Annotated in this window: 23 protein-coding genes; 15 read left to right on the forward strand and 8 right to left on the reverse strand. The window is 68.7% G+C overall.

Features of this window, described 5'->3' with window-relative positions; genetic code table 11:
• Positions 1 to 289: 289 nt before the first annotated feature.
• The 4 genes from CKCBHOJB_RS13080 (at position 290) to CKCBHOJB_RS13095 (ending at position 5,338) form a co-directional block, all read left to right on the forward strand.
• Positions 290 to 1,069 carry a Fis family transcriptional regulator gene (locus tag CKCBHOJB_RS13080; RefSeq protein WP_281049110.1) on the forward strand — a complete coding sequence of 260 codons (780 nt, stop codon included), beginning with the start codon at positions 290 to 292 and terminating at the stop codon, positions 1,067 to 1,069.
• A complete protein-coding gene (locus tag CKCBHOJB_RS13085) occupies positions 1,066 to 2,436 on the forward strand; it encodes a sensor histidine kinase (RefSeq protein WP_281049111.1) in 1,371 nt (456 codons plus the stop codon). The genes CKCBHOJB_RS13080 and CKCBHOJB_RS13085 overlap by 4 nt, the downstream gene beginning before the upstream one ends.
• Before the next feature lie 22 nt (positions 2,437 to 2,458).
• Positions 2,459 to 3,109 (forward strand): response regulator, encoded by a 651-nt coding sequence (locus CKCBHOJB_RS13090; RefSeq protein WP_281049112.1) that lies wholly within the window; start codon positions 2,459 to 2,461, stop codon positions 3,107 to 3,109.
• 270 nt (positions 3,110 to 3,379) lie between these two features.
• On the forward strand, positions 3,380 to 5,338 hold the full coding sequence (locus tag CKCBHOJB_RS13095) for an alkaline phosphatase D family protein (protein WP_281049113.1): 1,959 nt from the start codon (positions 3,380 to 3,382) through the stop codon (positions 5,336 to 5,338).
• Between the two features lie 36 nt (positions 5,339 to 5,374).
• Here CKCBHOJB_RS13095 and CKCBHOJB_RS13100 read toward each other — a convergent pair whose 3' ends face one another.
• Positions 5,375 to 5,917: a hypothetical protein gene (locus CKCBHOJB_RS13100; protein WP_281049114.1), complete on the reverse strand. Its 543-nt coding sequence runs from the start codon at positions 5,915 to 5,917 to the stop codon at positions 5,375 to 5,377.
• Positions 5,918 to 6,108: 191 nt separating this feature from the next.
• On the opposite strand from CKCBHOJB_RS13100, the gene CKCBHOJB_RS13105 reads away from it, so the two are divergent.
• Positions 6,109 to 7,020: a DUF808 domain-containing protein gene (locus CKCBHOJB_RS13105; RefSeq protein WP_281049115.1), complete on the forward strand. Its 912-nt coding sequence runs from the start codon at positions 6,109 to 6,111 to the stop codon at positions 7,018 to 7,020.
• Between the two features lie 11 nt (positions 7,021 to 7,031).
• Here CKCBHOJB_RS13105 and pqqE read toward each other — a convergent pair whose 3' ends face one another.
• The 5 genes from pqqE to pqqA form a co-directional block, all read right to left on the reverse strand.
• Positions 7,032 to 8,204, reverse strand: coding sequence for a pyrroloquinoline quinone biosynthesis protein PqqE (gene pqqE / locus CKCBHOJB_RS13110; protein ID WP_281049116.1), 1,173 nt, complete (start codon positions 8,202 to 8,204; stop codon positions 7,032 to 7,034).
• A gap of 9 nt (positions 8,205 to 8,213) precedes the next feature.
• Positions 8,214 to 8,495, reverse strand: a complete 282-nt coding sequence (pqqD, locus tag CKCBHOJB_RS13115) for a pyrroloquinoline quinone biosynthesis peptide chaperone PqqD (RefSeq protein WP_281049117.1) — start codon at positions 8,493 to 8,495, stop codon at positions 8,214 to 8,216.
• Positions 8,492 to 9,292, reverse strand: a complete 801-nt coding sequence (gene pqqC, locus CKCBHOJB_RS13120) for a pyrroloquinoline-quinone synthase PqqC (protein WP_281049118.1) — start codon at positions 9,290 to 9,292, stop codon at positions 8,492 to 8,494. The genes pqqD and pqqC overlap by 4 nt, the downstream gene beginning before the upstream one ends.
• Entirely contained in the window at positions 9,289 to 10,203 is a 915-nt protein-coding gene (gene pqqB / locus CKCBHOJB_RS13125) for a pyrroloquinoline quinone biosynthesis protein PqqB (protein WP_281049119.1), read from the reverse strand. The genes pqqC and pqqB overlap by 4 nt, the downstream gene beginning before the upstream one ends.
• Positions 10,204 to 10,289: 86 nt before the next feature.
• Positions 10,290 to 10,364 carry a pyrroloquinoline quinone precursor peptide PqqA gene (gene pqqA / locus CKCBHOJB_RS13130; RefSeq protein WP_002927495.1) on the reverse strand — a complete coding sequence of 25 codons (75 nt, stop codon included), beginning with the start codon at positions 10,362 to 10,364 and terminating at the stop codon, positions 10,290 to 10,292.
• A 291-nt stretch (positions 10,365 to 10,655) separates the two neighbouring features.
• Here pqqA and CKCBHOJB_RS13135 point away from each other — a divergent pair, with 291 nt between their 5' ends.
• The 6 genes from CKCBHOJB_RS13135 to CKCBHOJB_RS13160 all read left to right on the forward strand — a co-directional run bounded on the left by CKCBHOJB_RS13135 (position 10,656) and on the right by CKCBHOJB_RS13160 (position 14,808).
• Positions 10,656 to 11,108 (forward strand): YaiI/YqxD family protein, encoded by a 453-nt coding sequence (locus CKCBHOJB_RS13135; RefSeq protein WP_281049120.1) that lies wholly within the window; start codon positions 10,656 to 10,658, stop codon positions 11,106 to 11,108.
• Between the two features lie 107 nt (positions 11,109 to 11,215).
• Entirely contained in the window at positions 11,216 to 11,968 is a 753-nt protein-coding gene (locus tag CKCBHOJB_RS13140) for an SDR family oxidoreductase (protein ID WP_281049121.1), read from the forward strand.
• 268 nt (positions 11,969 to 12,236) lie between these two features.
• The gene (locus CKCBHOJB_RS13145) at positions 12,237 to 12,812 is read left to right on the forward strand and encodes a hypothetical protein (RefSeq protein WP_281049122.1); all 576 of its coding nucleotides are present in this window, start codon (positions 12,237 to 12,239) and stop codon (positions 12,810 to 12,812) included.
• Between the two features lie 558 nt (positions 12,813 to 13,370).
• Positions 13,371 to 13,757 carry a succinate dehydrogenase, cytochrome b556 subunit gene (gene sdhC, locus CKCBHOJB_RS13150; RefSeq protein ID WP_281049123.1) on the forward strand — a complete coding sequence of 129 codons (387 nt, stop codon included), beginning with the start codon at positions 13,371 to 13,373 and terminating at the stop codon, positions 13,755 to 13,757.
• Entirely contained in the window at positions 13,754 to 14,095 is a 342-nt protein-coding gene (sdhD, locus tag CKCBHOJB_RS13155) for a succinate dehydrogenase, hydrophobic membrane anchor protein (RefSeq protein WP_281049124.1), read from the forward strand. The genes sdhC and sdhD overlap by 4 nt, the downstream gene beginning before the upstream one ends.
• 17 nt (positions 14,096 to 14,112) lie before the next feature.
• Positions 14,113 to 14,808 (forward strand): succinate dehydrogenase iron-sulfur subunit, encoded by a 696-nt coding sequence (locus CKCBHOJB_RS13160; protein ID WP_281049125.1) that lies wholly within the window; start codon positions 14,113 to 14,115, stop codon positions 14,806 to 14,808.
• Positions 14,809 to 14,833: 25 nt separating this feature from the next.
• On the opposite strand, the gene CKCBHOJB_RS13165 is transcribed toward CKCBHOJB_RS13160, so the two are convergent.
• The gene (locus tag CKCBHOJB_RS13165; RefSeq protein ID WP_281049126.1) at positions 14,834 to 15,574 is read right to left on the reverse strand and encodes a hypothetical protein; all 741 of its coding nucleotides are present in this window, start codon (positions 15,572 to 15,574) and stop codon (positions 14,834 to 14,836) included.
• A 141-nt stretch (positions 15,575 to 15,715) separates the two neighbouring features.
• Entirely contained in the window at positions 15,716 to 16,210 is a 495-nt protein-coding gene (locus CKCBHOJB_RS13170; RefSeq protein ID WP_281049127.1) for an Rrf2 family transcriptional regulator, read from the reverse strand.
• Positions 16,211 to 16,331: 121 nt separating this feature from the next.
• Here CKCBHOJB_RS13170 and CKCBHOJB_RS13175 point away from each other — a divergent pair, with 121 nt between their 5' ends.
• The 4 genes from CKCBHOJB_RS13175 to CKCBHOJB_RS13190 all read left to right on the forward strand — a co-directional run bounded on the left by CKCBHOJB_RS13175 (position 16,332) and on the right by CKCBHOJB_RS13190 (position 20,573).
• Positions 16,332 to 16,688 (forward strand): hemerythrin domain-containing protein, encoded by a 357-nt coding sequence (locus tag CKCBHOJB_RS13175; protein ID WP_281049128.1) that lies wholly within the window; start codon positions 16,332 to 16,334, stop codon positions 16,686 to 16,688.
• Complete coding sequence (gene fdxA / locus CKCBHOJB_RS13180) at positions 16,685 to 17,011, forward strand: ferredoxin FdxA (RefSeq protein WP_281049129.1); 327 nt, start codon at positions 16,685 to 16,687, stop codon at positions 17,009 to 17,011. The genes CKCBHOJB_RS13175 and fdxA overlap by 4 nt, the downstream gene beginning before the upstream one ends.
• A gap of 228 nt (positions 17,012 to 17,239) precedes the next feature.
• Positions 17,240 to 18,232, forward strand: coding sequence for a prolyl aminopeptidase (gene pip, locus CKCBHOJB_RS13185; RefSeq protein WP_281049130.1), 993 nt, complete (start codon positions 17,240 to 17,242; stop codon positions 18,230 to 18,232).
• A 154-nt stretch (positions 18,233 to 18,386) separates the two neighbouring features.
• Positions 18,387 to 20,573 carry a TonB-dependent receptor gene (locus CKCBHOJB_RS13190; protein ID WP_281051687.1) on the forward strand — a complete coding sequence of 729 codons (2,187 nt, stop codon included), beginning with the start codon at positions 18,387 to 18,389 and terminating at the stop codon, positions 20,571 to 20,573.
• The last annotated feature ends 16 nt before the right edge of the window (positions 20,574 to 20,589 follow it).

Genomic DNA, 20,589 nt, shown 5'->3' on the forward strand with positions numbered 1-20,589 from the left:
GTGGAGTTCCGGATGCAGGAACCATGCCATCCAGTCGGCAACTGCTTCTCCACGCTGGCGCTGGATGGACATGCGTGGCCCATTCGCCACGGCGTGGCCCGAACTGTTCCGAATGGGAACACCGCCTGTTCAATGACGACACAACCGCGGGGCCCGCCTGCAGGGTCGGCCCGAGGAGCGGGAAGCACGCGCCGGCGCCCGCGGACGCGGGCAGGCATGCCCGCGGCCTCCGGGCATGAATCCTGCAATGACCGATCACGTCCCACCACCGCACTCGTTCCCACGGAACATGAACCCGATCACCGTGCCTGCCCAGTCGAGCCTGTCCGGCGCCACCACCGGAGCGGGTGAGCGCACGTCCGCCGCGGTGCACGCCTTCGACCGCGAGCGCCTCGTGGCGCTGTCCGCGCCGGCGATGGAAGACCTCTACCGCCAGCTCGACAGCCCCACCACCACCGTGCTGCTCGCCGACAGCCGCGGCGGCGTGCTGCGCGCCATCGGCAGCGGGCGCGAGGCGGCCGCCTTGCCCGCAGCCAGCGCTCCGACGCCGGACGCCCCCCATGCCGCGGCCGGCGGCGAGGACCGGCGCGCGGTCGTGGGTGGCCAGCGCGCGGCGCAGCGCATCGGCATCGCGGTGCCGATCCTGCCGCCGGACGGCGGCCTGCTCGGCTTCGTCGATGCCGAGGCCTCGCCGCTCGACTGGCTGAGTCACGCCAACGCGCTGCTGCAGACCGCGGCCCGGATCATCGAGCACCGCCTGATCGAGACCGAACCGCAGGGCTTCCTGCTGCTGCGTTTCCACCGCTATCCGACCGTGCTCGGCACGCCCCTGGAAGCGCTCGCGCTGTTAGACGCCGACGGCGTCGTGCTGCTCGCCAACCGCGTCGCCATCGACCTGCTCGCGCCCTGCCCGGTCGGCTGCGGCGTGCCGGCCGCCACCTGCTTCGCCACCCAGTGGTGCGGCATCGTCGGCTACGCTGCGCTCGGCCTCCGCCAGCCCTTCGTGCTGCGCGACCACCGCGGCGCCGACTATTCCGCACGCGCCAGCCTGAGGAGGGCCGCCGCATGAACATCCTCCGTTCCCCCAGTCTGCACGGGCGCCTGAGCCTAGTGCTGACCACCCTGATCGCGGTGATGATGATCATCGGCACCGGCGTGTGGTTGCGCGAGACCCGCCAGGCCATCCACGAGGAGGTCGAAGCCGCGACCCGTGTCGCCGAGCAGTGGCTCAAGGTGCTGGTGCCGGAAACCCTGGGCGACGGCCCGCAGGCGCGCGCGCGCCTGATGGATCACCTCGGCGCCATCGGCCGCATACGCGCCAACCGCCTGGAAGTGTTCGACGCCGGCGGCCAGCGCCTGTACGTGTCGCCCGAATCGCCCTACAAGGCGGGGCGCAACGCCCCCGAGTGGTTCGCCGGCTGGGTGGCGCCGGAAGTGGCCGAGCGCCGACTGGAGGCCGACGGCCTGAGCGTCGTGCTGTCCCCCGACACCTCGCGCGCGGTGCTCGACGCCTGGGACCACCTCGGCGCCGCGCTCGGCTGGGCGGTGGCGCTGCTGCTGTCGATCTGGCTTGCGACCCGCTTCGCGATCGACCGCGCGCTGGCTCCGATCAACGAGATCCACAGCGCGCTCGAGCGCGGCGCCAGCGGCCAGTTCGACCAGCGCCTGCCCGAATACGCCACCCGCGAGCTCGCCCTTCTCGCCCACAGCTACAACCGCCTCGCCGACAGCCTCGACGAGAGCCTCGCCGAGAACGCCCGCCTGGAGCAGGACCAGGCGCTCGCACGTGCGCTGCAGGTCCGCCTCGAACAGGAGCGGCGCGCGATCGCACGCGAGCTGCACGACGAGCTCGGCCAAGGCATCACCGCGGTGCGCTCGATCGCCGGCGCCATCATCCAGCGCACCACCGAACAGCCCGGCATCAACGGCAGCGCCCAGGCCATCCTGGCAATGACGACGCAGATGCAGGAGGGCGTCCACACCATCCTGCAGCGCCTGCGCAGCCGCACCGCCGACAAGCAGGTCCATGTCGAGGAGGCAATCGAGAGCTACTGCGCGCTATGGGCCAGCCATCATGGCGATATCCGCATCGAATGCAGGATCGAGCCGCTCGGAGAGCAGGTCAGCGATGCGCTCGGGCTCACCATCCTGCGCATGGTCCAGGAAAGCCTGACCAACGTCGCCCGCCACGCCCACGCCACCCGCGTCCAGGTCCGGCTCGGCGTGCGCGACGGCCAGATCGAGATCGAGGTCATCGACAATGGTCGCGGCCTCGGCCAGAATCCGGCGCCCGGACGCCACGGCCTGGTCGGCATGCGCGAACGCATCGCCGAACTCCACGGCCAGCTCGAGCTGAGCAGTCCGCCCGAAGGCGGTCTAAACGTCCGCGCCCGCCTGCCGCTGCCGGCTGCCGCGGGCAAGGACACCCGTCCGTGACCACCACATCGATGCAGAAGAGATGACCGCACAAGCGCTCGAAGGAATCCGCGTCCTGCTCGCAGACGACCACGCCACCGTGCGCATGGGCTTCCGCCTGCTGCTGGAGGGTGCGGGTGCGAGCGTGGTGGGCGAGGCCGACTGCGGCGAGGCCGCGGTGAGCGCCTACACCCAGCACCGCCCGGACCTGCTGATGATGGACGTGTCCATGCCTGGCATCGGCGGCCTCGGCGCGCTCGAGCGCGTGCTCGCCCATCACCCCGACGCGCGCGTGCTGATCCTGTCCGCGCACGACGACGCCCAGATTCCCGCCCGTGCGCTGCGTGCGGGCGCGACCGGCTACCTGTCCAAGCGTGCCCATCCGCAGGAACTCCTGCGCGCCGCGGCCAGCGTCGCCCGCGGCCAGCGCTACATCGACCCCGAGATCGCGCCCGCGCTCGCGCTCGCCCAGTTCTCGGGCGCCCAGGATCCGCTCGCCGCGCTCACCGAGAAGGAGTTCGCGGTCTTCCTGCAGCTCGCCCAGGGCCGCAGCGTGGCCGAGATCGCCGACAGCCACAAGCTCAGCCCCAGCACCGTCGGCACCCACCTGTACCACATCAAGCAGAAGCTCAACGTCTCCAACGCCGCCGAACTGGCGCTGATCGCGATCCGCAGCGGGCTGATCGAGGTCTGAGCGCGAATCCGGCGCGCAGCCCGACGGCTTGCCGAAAGGGGGCGGCGGCAACTGTGGGAGCGGCGGCAGCCGCGAAACTGGCCTTCGTCGCGGCTGCCGCCGCTCCCACAGCAGTTGCATCTCCTCTCCAACAGAAGAGAGGAACGGCTCACGACCGCGAGGCTGACGCCGACACGGCCGCTTTGATATAAACCGGGCATGACGTCCCTCCCCCGCCAATCCGGGTCGATGCCCGCGCCCTCGCCTTCCGCGAACCAGGACCTCCCGCCGGTGCTCGCCGGTCCCATGCTGCGCCGGGTCGAGTCGAAGCGCATCGTTCTGTGGCTCGCGACCAGCCGGCCGCTGCGCGCCCGCATCGAGCTCGATCTCGGCGACGAACGGCCGCTGCGCCTGGAACCCGAACCGGGCACGCCCGCCTGCCGCGTGCTGACGGCAGGCACGCACCTGCACTACCTGCTGCTCGACCTCGCGCTCGACACCGAGCTGCCCGCCGGGCGCTGGATCGGCTACCGCCTGGCGCTCGCGCCGCGCGACGAGACCGAGCCGCAGTGGCGCGCAGATCGCGACTGGGCGCCGGATCTCTGCTATCCGGGGCGCGAGACCCCGGGCTTCGTGTTCGCGCCGCAGGTCGCCTCCCTGCTCCATGGCTCCTGCCGCAAGCCGCATCACCACGACGGCGACGGGCTGCTGCGCGCCGATGCCCTGCTCGCCGAACTGGTTGCGCGCAACGCGCTCGACGCCGATCCGGCCCCGGAACCCGACGGCCTGCCCGCCTGGCCCTCCGTGCTGGTGATGACCGGCGACCAGATCTACGCCGACGACGTCGCCGGGCCGATGCTGCGCGCGATCCACGGCCTGATCGCCCGCCTGGGGCTGCCGGTCGAGCGCCTGGAAGGCATCGACGAGGCCGGCGTCAGCGACGCCGACGACCTCCACCGCCATCCCGACTGCTACTACCGGCGCGACCAGCTGCTGCCCCGGCACAAGCGCAACTACGCGCTGATCGAGGTGTTCTTCGGCGGCGTGGAGAAGCCGGTATTCACCTCGGCGAGCGCGCACAACCACCTGATCACGCTCGCCGAAGTGCTGGCGATGTACCTGCTGGTGTGGTCGCCCGAAGCCTGGCGCGGGCTGGACCTCGCGCCGCCGTCCGGTCTGGGCGCCGAGGACGCCGCCCTCTATGCGCGCGAGCGACGGGCGCTGGAGGCCTTCGTCGCCGACCTGCCGGCGGTACGCCGCGTGCTGGCGCACATCCCGGTGGCGATGATCTTCGACGATCACGACGTCACCGACGACTGGAACCTGAGCCGCGAATGGGAGGAGATCGCCTACGGCCATCCCTTCTCGCGCCGCATCATCGGCAACGCCCTGCTCGCCTACGCGATCAACCAGGCCTGGGGCAACCGGCCGGAGACGCTCGACGAGCAGGCGCTCGACTTGCTGCAGCGCAGCCTCGCCGCGCCGGGCGACGCGCCGCACGAGGAGTGCATCGAGCACCTGCTGCATTCGGAGGGCTGGCACTACACCTGGCCGACCACGCCACCGCTGGTCGTCATCGACACCCGCACCCAGCGCTGGCGCTCGGAACGCACCGCGCGTCGCCCCTCCGGGCTGATGGACTGGGAATCCCTGACCGACCTGCAGCACACCCTGCGCGGCCTGCCCGCGGTGCTGCTGGTATCGCCGGCGCCGATCTTCGGCGTCAAGCTGATCGAGACCATCCAGCGCATGTTCACCTGGTTCGGCCATCCGCTGATGGTCGACGCCGAGAACTGGATGGCCCACCCGGGCTCGGCGCAGGCCATCCTCAACATCTTCCGCCACCGCAAGACGCCGCAGCACTTCGTCGTGCTGTCGGGCGACGTGCATTACTCCTTCGTGTACGACGTCGAACTGCGCGGCCGGGTGCGCGGGCCGGACATCTGGCAGATCTGCAGCAGCGGCGTGCGCAACGAGTTTCCGCCCCGCCTGCTGGCCGTGCTCGACCGCCTGAACCGCTGGCTGTACTCGCCGCGCTCCCCGCTGAACTGGTTCACCCGCCGCCGCCACATGCGCGTGACGCCGCGCCGTTACGAGGGCGCCGCGCAGGGGCGCCGGCTGCTCAACGGCAGCGGCATCGGCCTGGTCGAACTGGATGCGGAAGGCGTGCCGTGGCGGATCCGCGAGCTGCTCGCGGACGGGCGCACGATCGCCTTCGTCCGCGACGAGGACGCCTCGCGCTGGGACTGATCCCGCAGCGGGCAGGACGAGTGGGGCTGCGGCGGTTCAGCCCTCCGCCTGCAGCTCCCAGATCCCGGCCGGCGGGGTGTTGCGCCACACGACGGACCGCCGGTGCCAGCGCAGGCCGCGCGGCGCGACGAAGGGCGCGCGCGGCTGGTAGGTGAACTGCACCAGCTTGCGCTCGCGGCTGTGAGCGAGGAAACGGCAGATGCTGTCCACCGTCTCCGCCCCCACCGCCTTGGGCAGCGAGCGGAACGGCAGGCTGGAAACCAGCACCAGCCGGCCGGGGCGGTGGATCAGGCCATCGACGACCTGCTTCGCCGAGGCCTCGCGCACCTCGACCGAGGGAAAGCGCGTGCGCAGGCGCCGCGCCAGTGGAGCCTGGAGTTCGACCGCGATCAGGGGCACACCGGGCATGTGCCGCAGCAAGGCCTCGGTGACCGGCCCCGTCCCCGCGCCGAGCTCGACCACCGCATCGGCACCGGTCGCCGCATGCGCCATGGCATTGGCCAGCGCGCGCGATGACGGCAGTACCGCGCCGGTGGACGCGGGGTCGCGCAGCAAGGCGAACAGCAGCTCGGCCGGCATAGGCAACTGCCCCGGGGAAATGGAAACGCTTTCATGTTAGCGCCGCGATGGCGCGGACGACATGCGAAATTGCTTCCGGATACGCTTTGCCGCCAGGCCCGCGACGGGGACGATGAAACAGCATGCGGGCTTGCGGCAACGCGTCATGAATTTCTGTCACCATCACGCCTTCGCCATCACCCCCCTTCATCATGGCCGGAACCACCCTGCTCGCACTGATCGACGACATCGCCACCATCATGGACGACGTCGCCACCATGACCAAAGTCGCCGCCAAGAAGACCGCCGGTGTGCTCGGCGACGACCTCGCCCTCAACGCCCAGCAGGTCACCGGCGTACAGGCCAGCCGCGAGCTGCCGGTGGTGTGGGCGGTGGCCAAGGGCTCGATGATCAACAAGGCCATCCTGGTGCCGGCGGCGCTGCTGATCAGCTGGCTGGCGCCGTGGCTGATCACCCCGCTGCTGATGCTGGGCGGCGCCTTCCTGTGCTTCGAGGGCTTCGAGAAGCTGGCGCACAAGTTCCTGCACTCGAAGCACGAGGACGAGGCCGAGCACCGCGAGACGCTCGAGGCGCTGGCCGACCCGGACGTGGACCTGGTCGCCTTCGAGAAGGAGAAGATCAAGGGCGCGGTGCGCACCGACTTCATCCTGTCGGCCGAGATCGTGGTGATCACGCTCGGCACCGTGGCCGCGGCCTCGCTCGGCCAGCGCGTGGCGGTGCTGGTCGGCATCTCGCTGCTGATGACGGTGGGCGTGTATGGGCTGGTGGCGGGCATCGTCAAGCTCGACGACCTCGGCCTGCACCTGCAACGCAGCGCGTCGGCCTTCACGCGCAGCGTCGGCGGTGCCATCCTGGGCTTCGCGCCGTGGCTGATGAAGACGCTGTCGGTGGTCGGCACCGCGGCGATGTTCATGGTCGGCGGCGGCATCCTGCTGCACGGCTGGCCGACGGCGGCGCATGCGGTGGAACATTTCGCCGCAGGCTTCGGTGGAGTGGGCGGGGCGCTGATCAACACCGGCGCAGGCGCCGGTGTGGGCATCGTCGCCGGCGCGATCGTGCTCTCCGCGGTGATCCTAGTGCAGAAGCTGCGCGGCGCGAACTGAGTCGAGGCGCCTCAGCCGCCCGGCTGCAGCAATCCCGCCTTGCGCCGGCGCGACTCCTCCGGCCCGCGGAACACCAGCGGGCGCTCCACCACCGCCGGCTCGCCGCGGTCGGCACGCTCCACCGCCTCGATCACCTTGTGATGTGAAGGCGACTTGTCGCACACCGGGTCGGCCGCCGCCGCATCGCCGGTGAGCATGAAGGCCTGGCAGCGACAGCCGCCGAGGTCCTTTTCCTTTTCCGGGCAACTGCGGCAAGGCTCCTTCATCCAGCCGTCGCCGCGGTAACGATTGAAGCCTTCCGACTCGTACCAGATGCTGCGCACGTCCATGTCACGCACGTTGGGGAAGGCCAGCCCGGGCAGCATGCGCGCGGTGTGGCAGGGCAAGGCGGTGCCGTCGGGGGTAACGGTGAGGAAGACGTTGCCCCAGCCGTTCATGCACTTCTTCGGCCGCTTCTCGTGGTAATCGGGCACGACGAAGAAGATGCGGATGCGGTCGCCGTAGAGCTGGCGGCGCTCGTTGGTGACGCGCTCGGCACGCTCGATCTGCTCGCGCGAAGGCAGCAACTGGTCGCGGTTGAGCATCGCCCACGAGTAGTACTGGCTGTTGGCGAGTTCCAGGTATTCGGCGCCGAGCTCCACCGCCATGTCGATGATGCGGTCGATGTAGCCGATATTCAGGCGATGGACCACGCAGTTCATCACCATCGGCCAGCCCTTGTCCTTGATGATCGCGGCCACCTTCTGCTTGAGTTCGAAGGTGCGGGTGTGCGACAGGAAGTCGTTGAGCTCCCTGGTGGAGTCCTGGAACGAGAGCTGGATGTGGTCGAGCCCGGCGTCCTTCAGCGCCCGCGCCCGCGCATCGGAGAGGCCGACGCCCGAGGTCAGCAGATTGGTGTAGAAGCCGAGCTTGTGGGCTTCGGCGACCAGCACCTCGAGGTCGTCCCTCAGCAGTGGCTCGCCGCCCGAGAAGCCGCACTGCACGCTGCCCGCCGCGCGCGCCTCGCGCAGCACGCGCAACCAGTCCTCGGTCGAGAGCTCGTCCGGGGTGTGGGCGAAATCGACCGGGTTGTAGCAGAACACGCAGTGCAGCGGGCAGCGGTAGGTGAGCTCGGCCAGCAGCCACAGCGGCGGTCCGGGCTGGGGGCCCAGGGGCTGAGGCGCAGGAGTCTGGGGCGCATTCATGGGCTCACCTCACGGCTCGATCCACTGCTGCTTGCGCGCCAATTCGAGAAAGGCGAGTACGTCGGCCTCGAGCCCGGTGGTGGCGAAGGCCTGCTCCAGGTCGGCGACCACCTCGGTCACGCTGCGCGCGCCGTCGCAGCGGCGCAGGATCTCGCCCGCGCTCTGGTTGAGCCTGACCATGCCTTCCGGATACAGCAGCACCCAGGCCTGCTGGGCCTCCTCCCACTGCAGGCGGAAGCGCTTCGACACGCGCGGAGTGGCCTCGAGGCCGATCGTCGCCGTCTCGCTCATCGCGCCGCCCCCTTGCGCGGGCCGACGATCGCCACCTCGCACTGGCTCAGCATGATCGCGTCGGCCATCGCCCACAGCACGTCGAGCTTGAACTGCAGGATGTCGAGCGCGCGCTGCTGCATCGCCCGGCTCTGGCTGAAGTACTCGAGCGTGAAGCGCAGGCCGTGCTCGACGTCGCGCCGCGCCTGGGTGAGACGGTTGCGGAAGTACTGCAGGCCGGCGGTGTCCACCCAGGGATAGTGCGTGGGCCAGGTGTCCAGGCGCTGCTGGTGGATGTGCGGCGCGAAGAGCTCGGTGAGGCTGGAGGCCACCGCCTCCTGCCACGGGCGCTGGCGGGCGAAGTTGATGTAGGCGTCGACCGCGAAGCGCGTCGCCGGGGCGACGAAGCGCAACGAGGTGACGTCGTCGCGGGAGAGACCCGTCGCCTCGCCCAGCCGGATCCAGGCCTCGATGCCGCCGGGGTCCTTGACGTCGCCGATCTCGAAGCCGTCGTGGTCGAGGATGCGCTGGATCCACTCGCGGCGGATCGCGCGCTCCGGGCAGTTGGACAGGATGGCGGCGTCCTTCACCGGGATCGAGATCTGGTAGTAGAAGCGGTTCGCCACCCAGCCCTGCAGTTGTTCGCGGGTCAGCTTGCCCTCGGCCATCATCACGTGGAAGGGATGGTAGATGTGGTAGCTCGTGCCCTTCTCGCGCAGCAGTGCCTCGAATTCCTGCGGACACCAGGGCGGCAGGTCGTCCGCGCTGGCGGCGAGCGCCGCGGTGTGCTCGATGCTGATCTGATCTATGTAGCTCACAGCGCGATCTCCATGCCGTCGCAGGCGACCTCGATGCCATGCGCGGCCAGCACGGCGCGCTCGCGGCTGTCCTCGTCGAGGATCGGATTGGTGTTGTTGATGTGGATCAGCACCTTGCGCGTGGCGGCCGGCAGCTTGTCCAGCCATTCGAGCATGCCGCCCGGGCCGGATTGCGGCAGGTGCCCCATGGCGCGCGAGGTCTTGGCCGAGGCGCCGAGGCGGATCATCTCGTCGTCGGCCCACAGCGTGCCATCGACCAGCACGCAGTCGGCAGTCTGCATCGCCTCCCACACGTGGGATTCCATCTCCCCCAGGCCGGGCGCGTAGAACAGGCGCTTGCCGCTGGCGGCGTCGATCAGAGTGACGCCGATGTTGTCGCCCGGCTGCGGGCGGTCGCGGTGCGGCGAATAAGGCGGCGCGTTGCTGGTCAGCGCCAGGGCCTCGAAGCCGAGTCCGGGCGCGCCCTCGATGGCAAAGCGCGCCTGCAGCGGCAACTCGCACCAGTCGATTCCACTGTAGTGGCCGAGCACGCCGAACACCGGGTTGCCCACCGACAGGTCCTCGCGCACGCAGGCGGTGCACCAAACCGGCCACGGCTTGCGGTGCTCGCGCAGCATGTAGAGGCCGGTGGTGTGGTCGATCTGGGCGTCGATCAGCACGATCGCCGCGATGCCGGTGTCGCGCAGCGCGCGCGCCGGCTGTAGCGCCGGGAAGCTGCGGATCTGCTGCAGCACGTCGGGCGAGGCGTTGAACAGCACCCAGTTCTCGTCGTCGCCGCTGACGGCGATCGAGGACTGGGTGCGGGCCTGGGCGCGGATGCGTCCCTTGCGCAGGCCGTCGCAGTTGGGGCAGTTGCAGTTCCACTGCGGGAAGCCGCCACCCGCGGCGGAACCGAGCACGCGGATCTTCATCGGTTCTCCTGGAGCACGCGAAGGACGCGTACGTGAAAAGGGCGACACGGCGCGGGGACGCGCGCCGCGCCGCCCCGGATCACGCCTTAGCGGTTGGCGATGTACATGGTGATTTCAAAGCCGAAGCGCATGTCGCTGGCTGCGGGGGTTTCCCATTTCATGTTCGTCTCCTGTCTTGTCTCTGGGTGGGATCGGCGCCCCTTGCAGGCACCGCCGACCGGTTCGCCGGCCGTGTGTATAAGAGTGGCTTGAAGAGGAATAATTCGCATCGTGAAAGTCCGGAACCGGGCCTCATGAAAATCTTGAGGCCACTGCGAGCTGCACGCGCGGATGCGGAACACCGACCCGCCATCGACCGCAGCCTGTCATCATCCGGGCTTCTGCGAAAACGACGCTGCCGCCCCTCCCGCCCCCTGCGGCGACGGGCCGCCAGCCATCATGAGAGGTACACCGTGCACATCTGGGTCGACGCCGACGCCTGCCCCGTCGTCATCAAGGACATCCTGTTCCGCGCCGTGGAGCGCACCGGCCTGCCGCTCACCCTGGTCGCGAACCAGTACCTGCGCGTGCCCGGCTCCCCGCTGATCCGCATGATCCAGGTGCCCGGCGGCTTCGACGAGGCCGACAAGTACATCGCCGCCCACGTCGAGGCGGGCGACCTCGTGATCACCGCCGACATTCCCCTCGCCGCCGACGTCGTCGCGCGCGGCGCCCATGCCCTGTCGCCCAAGGGCGAGCTGTTCGGAAAGGAAAACATCCGCGAACTGCTCGACCTGCGCAACTTCATGGACACCCTGCGCAACACCGGCGTCGATACCGGCGGACCGCCGCCCTTCAGTGCCGCCGACCGCCAGGCCTTCGCCAACCGGCTCGATCGGCTGCTGCGCTCGGCGGGGCGGCGCTGAGCGTCGCGCTCCGGTCTGGGCCTTCTTGATCAGCGTCAACGAGAACTGCTTGCATCTCCAACACTCTTGTCGCAATCCCAGATTCGGGATCATTTCGGGAGCGAGACATGGCGAGGAAGCTTGAAGGCAAGGTGGCCGTCGTCACCGGCGCCAGCAGTGGGATCGGGAAATCGATCGTCGAGAAATATGCCGGAGAAGGCGCCCGGATCGTGGCCTTTGCCCGCAATCTCGACGCCTTGAAGGAACTGGAGGCGGCCTTCCCCGGGCAGGTGACGGCGGTCGCGGGCGACGTGACCCGAGCCGAAGACCTGAAGCGCCTGGTCGATGCGACCGTCCGGGCCCATGGCGGCGTGGATGTCGTCGTCCCGAATGCCGGCATCGCGCGCGTCGTCTCCTTCGAGAACAGCACCGCCGAAGCCTTCGACACCCAGTTCTCGGTCAATCTCTTCGGCGCGGCGGAAACCGCGCGCCTCTTCATTCCCCACATCCGCAAAGGCGGATCGATCCAGTTCATCACCACCTTCCTCACCCAGGTGGGCTTCCCCGGGCTGGCCATCTACAGTGCGAGCAAGGCGGCACTGAAGTCCCTGTCGCAGACCCTGGCGGCAGAACTTGCCCCCCAGGGCATCCGGGTCAACTCGATCGCCCCGGGTCCGATCGGGACGCCGCTGTGGGGCACGGTCGGGCTGCCGCCTGAAGTCCTGGGTGCGGTCGCGGAGAAGATCACGTCCCGCCTGATGCCCGGCGCATTCGGCCAGCCGGAGGATATCGCCGTGCTCTCGGTGTTCCTGGCCTCGGACAGTGCCAGGAACATCTTCGGCCAGGAAATCGTCGTGGATGGCGGCTATACCATCGGATGAGCTTCCTCGTGACCACCCTGCTTCGACCCGCCGCCGGCGGGTTTTTTCTGGCCATCCCCAAAACCCCCGAGACCTTCTCGTTGGACGGAAGGGAGTAGCGCAGCCGCCTGGCCATCGGGAGCACACATTGCCGACCGCCAGCCGGGTTGCGGATGGCCGACCGCTTGTCTACAAAAGGGACAAACAAGGCGCTGAAAGGAAAATGCCGAAGGGGAGTCGTTCGCCTTCGCGCCCGACGGGCAGGGAGCGAGGATCGAGGAGCGCTGCCATGTTCCACAGGGACCATTTCATCGAGGACTGCATCAAGACCGTCGGCGAGGGCGAAGGCGCGATCAGCGAACTCGTCGCGGCGGCGGTATCCGACGGCTCTCGGGTGTTCACCGAGCTCGGCGAGCCGACCCATGCCGGCATTGGCATGCTGTACCGCGCGCCGAACCTGACCATCATCAACTTCGTGTGGGCCCCGTGCATGAGCCTCATGCCTCACGACCACCACATGTTCTCCGTGGTGGGCATCTACGCGGGCCGCGAGGACAACGTGTTCTGGCGGCGTACCGCGGGCGGCATCGAGGCCTACGGTGCGAAGTCGCTGGGCGCGGGCGACATCACGACGCTCGAGCGCGACGCGATCCACTCCGTGCTCAATCCGATCGGCAAGATGACCTGCGCGATCCACGTCTATGGCGGCGACTTCTTAGCACCGCCCGAGCCCCGCAGCATGTGGGACCACGAAACGCTCGCCGAGGCGCCATGGGACGTCGAGCGGGCCAAGGCGGCGTTTGCCGGCGCGGAGGCCCGCTTCAACGCGTGGTGGGACACCGAACCGGTCGCGGCCGGGCATTAGCTGAACTGTCGCAGACGGTTCGTCGAACTGCCGCAAGGGCTCCAATGTGGCGGTCTCGGTCCGGCCAAAACCGGCCACAGGAATGGCGCCTTGGTAAGCGGACCGTGATTACCGGCCCTTGGAGTATCGGCCGATTGTTGTCAGGCGAAGGCGTCAGGGTCCTGCATCCAGGCGGGAATGTCGCGCTGGCCGTGCAGTACGCGCCGGACATCGAGGTGATCCGGTCGTTCGATGTAGAAGACGAGATGAGCGCAGGCTAATTGTTTTGCTTTGCCAAAAATTGGCAAGGTCGTACCCCCATCCTCGTCCCGCAGTCACGCTACGAGCCGTTCTTCGCATTTCGCACCAGGCCTCCAGTGGCGACGGGTGTTCGGCGCTTGACACGGGCGCCAGGCTGATTGGCGCAGGCCCGCACGCCGCGTGCCGTGTTCATAGAGGCGCTGTGCGTCAGGAGCGCGGGCAAAGCAGCGGCCGGCGCCACGCCAGCCGATGATCTATGGTTCGGGTAGGAGTCGCTCCGCCACCGTCGGCGAAAGCTCGAGTTTCCGGGGAGCCAACATGGACAGGCATTCTCGTCACTTGCCGGTATTCCTGAATCTGGCGCAGATCCGCTTTCCGATCGGTGCGATCGCGTCGATCGCACACCGGGTCGCGGGGGTGCTGCTGTTCATCGCCCTGCCCGTCATCGCCCTGACGCTCGACGTCTCGCTGCGCACGGAAGCGGGCTTCGCCTCGGTGCGCGATCTGCTTTCGTCGCCCTTCTGGACCGTGACGGGTGCCGTGCTGTTGTGGGCGCTCGTGCATCACGTGCTGGCCGGGGTTCGCCACCTGCTGATGGATGTCGGCGTGGGCAGCGAGCTCGTGCAGGCGCGTGTCAGTGCGCGCCTGGTCCTGGTCGGCGCGCCCGTGCTCACCCTGCTGTTTCTCGCCTGGGGCCTGTCATGAGGCTTTTCGACGGACAGCGGGCATGGGTGGTCCAGCGCATCAGCGCCTTGCTGCTGCTGGTGCTGATCGTGTTCGGCGTGCTCGCACTGCCCTTTGCGCCACCGCTCGACTTCTCCGGGTGGCGCGCCTTCGCCGGCGGCGTGCTGGGAGGGCCGCTGATCGCGCTGCTATTCGGCGCCTTGTGCGCGCATGCCTGGGTGGGGATGCGCGATATCGTGCTCGACTACATCCAGCCGCGCGGACTGCGGCTGGCGGTGCTGAGCCTGATCGCGGTCGTGCTGTTCGGTGTGCTGGTGCGGGTGCTGCTGAGCCTGGCCGCGGTGGCGCTCGCGGCCTGAGCGGCGAAGGGGCGGACATGAAACTGAGCATCTATCGCTTCGACCCGGAGCGCGGCGATCCGCCGCGAATGCAGGCCTACGACGTGCAGCCGGAGGCGGGTGACAAGAAGCTGCTCGACCTGCTGATGCGGCTACGCGTCCAGGACGACAGCCTGTCGTTCCGGCGCTCGTGCCGGGAGGGCGTGTGCGGCTCGGACGCGATGAACATCAACGGCCGCAACGGCCTCGCCTGCCTCACCGCGCTCGACGGACTGAAGGAGCCGATCGTGCTGCGTCCGCTGCCGGGCTTCCCGGTGATCCGCGACCTGATCGTGGACATGACGCAGTTCTTCGCCCACTACCACTCGATCAAGCCCTGGCTGATCAACGACGCGCCCCTGCCCGAGCGCGAGCGGCTGCAGAGCCCGACCGAGCGTGAGCGCCTGGACGGGCTGTACGAATGCATCCTGTGCGCCTGCTGCAGCGCGTTCTGCCCGTCCTACTGGTGGAATCCGGACAAGTTCATCGGGCCTTCGGGCCTGCTGCAGGCCTACCGCTTCATCGCCGACAGCCGCGACACGGCCACCGCCGAGCGGCTCGACTTCCTCGACGACGTCTATCGCCTCTACCGCTGCCGCACGATCATGAACTGCACCGAGGTCTGCCCGAAGGGCTTGAGCCCCTCGCACGCGATCGAGCGCATCCGCCTGGCGCTGCTGCGGCGTTCGTCCTGAACCACCGTGCGCGGCGGCGTTCCCTTCACTGCGTGCGCGAACGAAAGTGGGCGCTGCAGCCTTCGAGTTCGAGCAGGTGGGGCAGCAGTTCGGAGTGCTGCTGTACGTGGAACACGAAGCGCGGCACGTCCCGCCCGGTCGCCTGGGCCATGAAGGGTTCGCCCCAGAAACTGAGCAGGGCCTCGCAACTGCCGCTGTGCTGGCTGTCCGCGAGGATGAAGGAAAGCGTGCGTTCCAGCTTGCACCAGCGTGGCGGTCGGACACGCGCATGACCTGCACAGGCGGCGATCTGGGGCGCGATCGTGCTGTCCCACAGTTCGCGCTGGCTTTCATCGAGCACGAACTGGATCGACCCGACCGCCGGGTTGTCGATGGCCGGTCGCAACAGGGCGTCGAAGAGCGCGGGGGTGCGGTACATCGACAGGCAGACGTTGAACCAGATGGAGTCTCCGCTCATCGCAAGCAGGAAGCGGTGATACGCGGTCTGCAACTGGCGCGGGCCGATCAGGGCAAGGCCCGGACGCTCGAGTGCGGCGTGCAGGCTGTCGACCGTGTGCCCCATACGCTCGACCTGCTCGGCGGTCAGCTCGTTGTTACGGCTGTGGCGCATGAAATTGATGAACAGCAGGCCCACGAGCGCCAGCAGGATCGGAAGCACGACCGTCTCATCGACGATGTGCAGCAGGTGCAGGACGATGGCCACGAAGGCTGCGGCGATGCCGGCTATCGCGTCCCACTCCCAGCCCATGGCCTGGCGGATCTTCATCGCTTGCCCTCCACTGTTTTTCCAACATAGCACACCCCCCGAAAGGGCTCGGCACCGGCTCTGGCCTCGCTTGGGCGCAACCGTGAAGGGATTCGACCTGGCCGGCAACACGCGCGAACCCGCCGCGGACGGTTGTCTGCGCTATCGTTCTTTAGCCTTCGCGACCTGGCGCATGATCGTGACCGCCGAGGGGTGACGCCTTGGCGTCTCCAGACCGAGCACCTCGTGCAGGCGTGTGTCGTTGCCAACGAGGTCGGCAAGCGAAACGCGGTCGAGCGCCGCCAGGAAGGCCTGCAGGGCACTGTCGAGCGCGCCCTTGAGCCGGCAGGCCGGATCCAGCAGGCAGTGCGATTGCGTTCCGAAGCACTCGACCAGTTCGAGGCTGGGTTCCACCCGACGGACGACCTCACCAACACCGATCTCGGCCGTGGCCCGTGCCAGCTTCAAGCCTCCGCCCTTGCCACGCGCGCCGTCGACGAAGCCCTTCGCCACCAGTTCGGTGACGATCTTCATGAGGTGGCTGCGCGAGATGTCGAAGCGCTCGGCGACTTCCTTGATGGTGACGCGCCGCTCGGGGCATGCCCCGAGATACATGAGGATCCGAAGCGCGTAGTCGGTGTGCTGTGTGATGTTCATCGCAAGAGTGTGCAGAAGGGTGACTGCCAACTGCATGCTAGCAGCAATAGATTCATGTTAGTTGACTCTTTAAAAGAGGAGTTTTAAATTCTTCTTCGAGGACTCATTTCAGGGATCCGCCATGAAGCGCCACACCCGTCTCGCCCAGTTGTCCCGTGAGCACCACACCGCGCTGCGTCTCGGCAGGCATCTGCTTGCTGGCGGTGCCCAGGCCGAGCTCGGCGCCGAACTTCCCGGCATCGAAGCCCATTTCGCCGAGGAAGAGCGCGACCTGCTGCCGCTACTGGAGACGGATCGCCACTACGCGCACGCAGAACGGCTGCGCGCGGAACACGCACAGCTCAGGCACCTGCTCATGGTGGCGCTGAGCGGCGCGGATCAGGCGAGGGCCGGGCAGGCACTGATCGATCATGTGCGGTTCGAGGAGCGGGAGCTCTTTCCCGTGCTCGAGACCCTGTTCGAGGAGGCAAGGCCATGACCCACGTCGTCACCGAAGCGTGCATCAGGTGCAAATACACGGATTGCGTGAGCATGTGCCCCGTCGATGCCTTCCGTGAGGGCCCGAACTTCCTGGTGATCGATCCGGAGGAGTGCATCGACTGCACCCTGTGCGTGGCCGAATGCCCGGTGGATGCCATCGTGCCGGAGGATGAGCTCACCGATGCGCAGCTTGAATACCTTGCGCTCAACGCCATGCTGGCGAAGGCGTGGCCGCGCATCGTCGAGGCGCATCCGGCGCTGCCCGATGCAGACGAGTGGGCGAAGGTGGCCGAAAAACGGGCGTGGCTCGAAACCTCGTGAACGAGTCACACGAGCATTGCCTCGGCGACGGTTCAGCCCGGGTCGATACCACCCCGCCCTCGACCACGTCGCCCGCATGGCGCCCCTTCGGACGTGCCTCGGCGCATCGGATCCAAGCAACGCGCCCGATCAAGAACGTCCGGAATCCGTAGCTGCACTGGTCTAAGATCCAGCGTGACATGCGCGCCCGCGCACCACGCCCTCCTTCGCCAGCGCCAGCCCACGCCGATGCCATCCGACGCCCTCCCCTTCCCGCCCGCGCCGCTGCTCGAACACGGCATGTTCGACGTCGGCGACGGCCATCGTCTGTACTTCGAGCGCTGCGGCAAGCCCGACGGCCTGCCAGTGCTGTTCCTGCACGGCGGACCGGGCAGCGGCTGCAATCCGCGCCAGCGCCAGCTCTTCGACCCGGCGCGCTTCCAGGTCGTGCTCTTCGACCAGCGCGGTTGCGGGCGCAGCACGCCGCGCGGTGGGTGCCACGCCAACACGACGCGCGAGCTGATCGACGACATCGAGCGCCTACGCCTGCACCTCGGCATCGGGCGCTGGCTGGTGTTCGGCGGTTCGTGGGGGGCGGCGCTGGGCGTGGCCTACTGCAGCACGCATCCGCAGGCATGTCTGGGCGCCATCCTGCGCGGCAGCTTCCTGACCGGGCAGCCCGATCTCGACTGGTTCTTCGGGCCCGAAGGCGCGGGGGCGATCTGCGCCGACGCGTGGTCGAGCTTCTGCACGGCCCTGCCCCCGGCTGCCGAGGGACGCGCGCTGGCCGCCCTGTGCGCGAGCCTCGGCGAGGGGGCGGACGCGCGCGCTGCACGCGTGGCGGCCGAAGCCTGGGCTGCGTGGGAAGAGGCCCTGATCACGCCCGGCCGGGCGCCGGCCGCCCCACCCGTCCGCGACGCAGCAGAACGGGCGGCGCTGATCGACAAGTACCGTGTCCAGGCGCACTACCTCGCTCATCGCGGCTTCCTCGGCGAGGAAACCGTGCTCGAGGCCGCGGGCCGCATGGCGGGCATCCCCGCCGCCATCCTCCACGGCCGGCTCGATCTGGTGTGCCGCGCGCGCAACGCGCTGCGCCTGCACGCGGCCCTGCCGGGCAGCCGCCTGCAGCTGGTCGAGGGCGCCGGCCACAGCCCCTTCGATCCGCCGCTGACGCGGGCGCTGATCGGCGCGCTGGCGCACTTCGCCGAGCATGGCGACTTCGCGCGCTGGCCCGGCGCGTGACCGAGCACGCCGGCACACGCCGCACGGAATCGCGGCTGCGGTGAGTGTCATGATTTTCGCGAGCATGCGCTCGGGTTTGCCCTGAGGCCCGCACGCCGGAGCATCGGCGAGAATCGGGCGCTCACCACCCACGAGGACCCCGACCGTGAAGCCAATGCCCCGCGCCAACCCCGACCTCCATCTCCTCGGCCGCAGGACCCCGCGCGCGAGCCGGCTTGCGCAGCTCGTGCGCATCGCCTTCCCCGGCGCGCTGGCGGGCCTCGCCGGCATGGCGGCGGCGCAGGACGCCGCGCCCCCCAGTGACAGCGCCGTCACGCTCAACCCGGTCGTCGTCACCGGCAGCCGGGTCGAGACCGGCAGCTTCGACCTGCCCTATTCGGTGGATGCGGTGGACATGCGCACCAACCAGGCGGGCAACCTCGGCGTCAATGCCTCCGAGGCACTCGCCGGCGTGCCCGGCCTGGTGATCCAGAACCGCCAGAACTACGCCCAGGACCTGCAGATCTCGATCCGCGGCTTCGGCGCGCGCGCGGCCTTCGGCGTGCGCGGCGTCAAGCTCATCGCCGACGGCATCCCCGCCACCAACCCCGACGGCCAGGGTCAGGCCGCGACCTTCAACCTCGACACCGCCGAGCGCATCGAGGTCATGCGCGGGCCCTTCTCCACCGTGTACGGAAACCATGCCGGCGGCGTGATCCAGCTCTTCTCGCGCAAGGGCGAGGGCGAGCCGCGAATCCGCGCCAGCGTGCTCGGCGGCAGCTGGGGGACGACCAAGTTCGGCCTCGGCGCCGAGGGCGAGAAGGACGGCATCGGCTTCGTGCTCGACGCCTCGCGCTTCGACACCGACGGCTACCGCGACCACAGCAAGACCCGCCGCGACCAGGGCTTCGCCAAACTGACGCTGAACCCGGACGAGGACAGCACGCTGACGCTGGTGGCGAACGGCCTGCGGCAGCCGGAGACGGAGGATCCGCTGGGGATCGACTGGGACACGTACCAGCGCGATCCGCGTGCAGTGGACGACGCCGCGCTCGAATACGACACGCGCAAGAGCATCCACCACCTGCAGGGCGGCGCGACCTACGAGCGCCGCTTCGGCAGCGACCGCCTGCAGATGTCGGCCTACACCGGCCGGCGCAGCGTCACCCAGTACCAGTCGATCCCCGACTTCGTGCAGATTCCGACGACGAAGAATCCCGAGCGCGCGAACCACGCCGGAGGGGTCGTCGACTTCGACCGCGATTTCTACGGTCTGGGCGCACGCTGGATCGCCGAGCGCACGATTGGCCTGGGCGAGCTGACGCTGACTGCCGGTGTCGACTACGATCGCTCCGAAGACGACCGTCGCGGTTACGAGAACTTCATCGGCCCGACGCTGGGGGTCAAGGGCCAGTTGCGTCGCAACGAGATCGACACCGTCACCAGCATCGACCCCTACCTGCAGGCGATGCTGAAGTCCGGCCCGTGGCAATGGTCGCTCGGCGTACGACACTCGCGCGTCTCGTTCAAGGTCGAGGACAAGTACATCGTCGGCATCAACGGCGACGACAGCGGCAACGTGCGCTTCAGCGAGACCACCCCGGCCATCGGCGTCGTCTATGCGCTCAGCCCGGCCTTGAACGTTTATGCCAGCGCCGGCAAGGGCTTCGAAACCCCGACGCTCAACGAGCTCTCCTACGGGTCCGACGGCAAATTCAACTTCAACCTCAAGCCCTCCACCAGCCGGCAGGTCGAGGTGGGCACCAAGGCCATCGTCGGCGACAACACCCGAGTCAATGCCGCGCTGTTCCATATCGAAACGGACGATGAAATCGTCGTCGCCGGCGCCAGCGGCGGGCGTACCAGCTACCAGAATGCCGGCCGTACGCTGCGACAAGGCGTGGAACTCGCCGCCGAGTCCGAATTCACCCGGAACCTGACCGGACGTGCCGCACTGACGTGGATGAAAGCCGAGTACGACGAGGCCTTCGTCAGTCGCGGCACGACCATTCCTTCGGGCAACCGCATTCCCGGCGTCCCGCAGTTCGCAGCCTATGCGGAACTGGCCTGGGAGCCGGTCGCCGATGTGACGCTGGCCGGCGAGGCGGTCCATCGCGGCAAGGTGCACGTGAGCGATACCAACACGGAGCCGCCTGCCCCCGCCTACACCCTCTTCAACCTTCGCCTGTCGGCGGAGCAGCAGCAAGGGCCGTGGACCTTCGGTCAGTTGTTGCGGGTGGACAACCTCTTCGACCGCAAGCACATCGGCTCGGTCATCGTCGGCGACACCAATGGACGGTTCTACGAACCCGGCCTCGAACGCAGCCTCTACGCCGGCGTGAACGCCAGCTACCGCTTCTGACCGTCCCACCGCGCGG

This window comes from Thauera sp. GDN1 (genome assembly GCF_029223545.1).
Lineage (GTDB): Bacteria > Pseudomonadota > Gammaproteobacteria > Burkholderiales > Rhodocyclaceae > Thauera.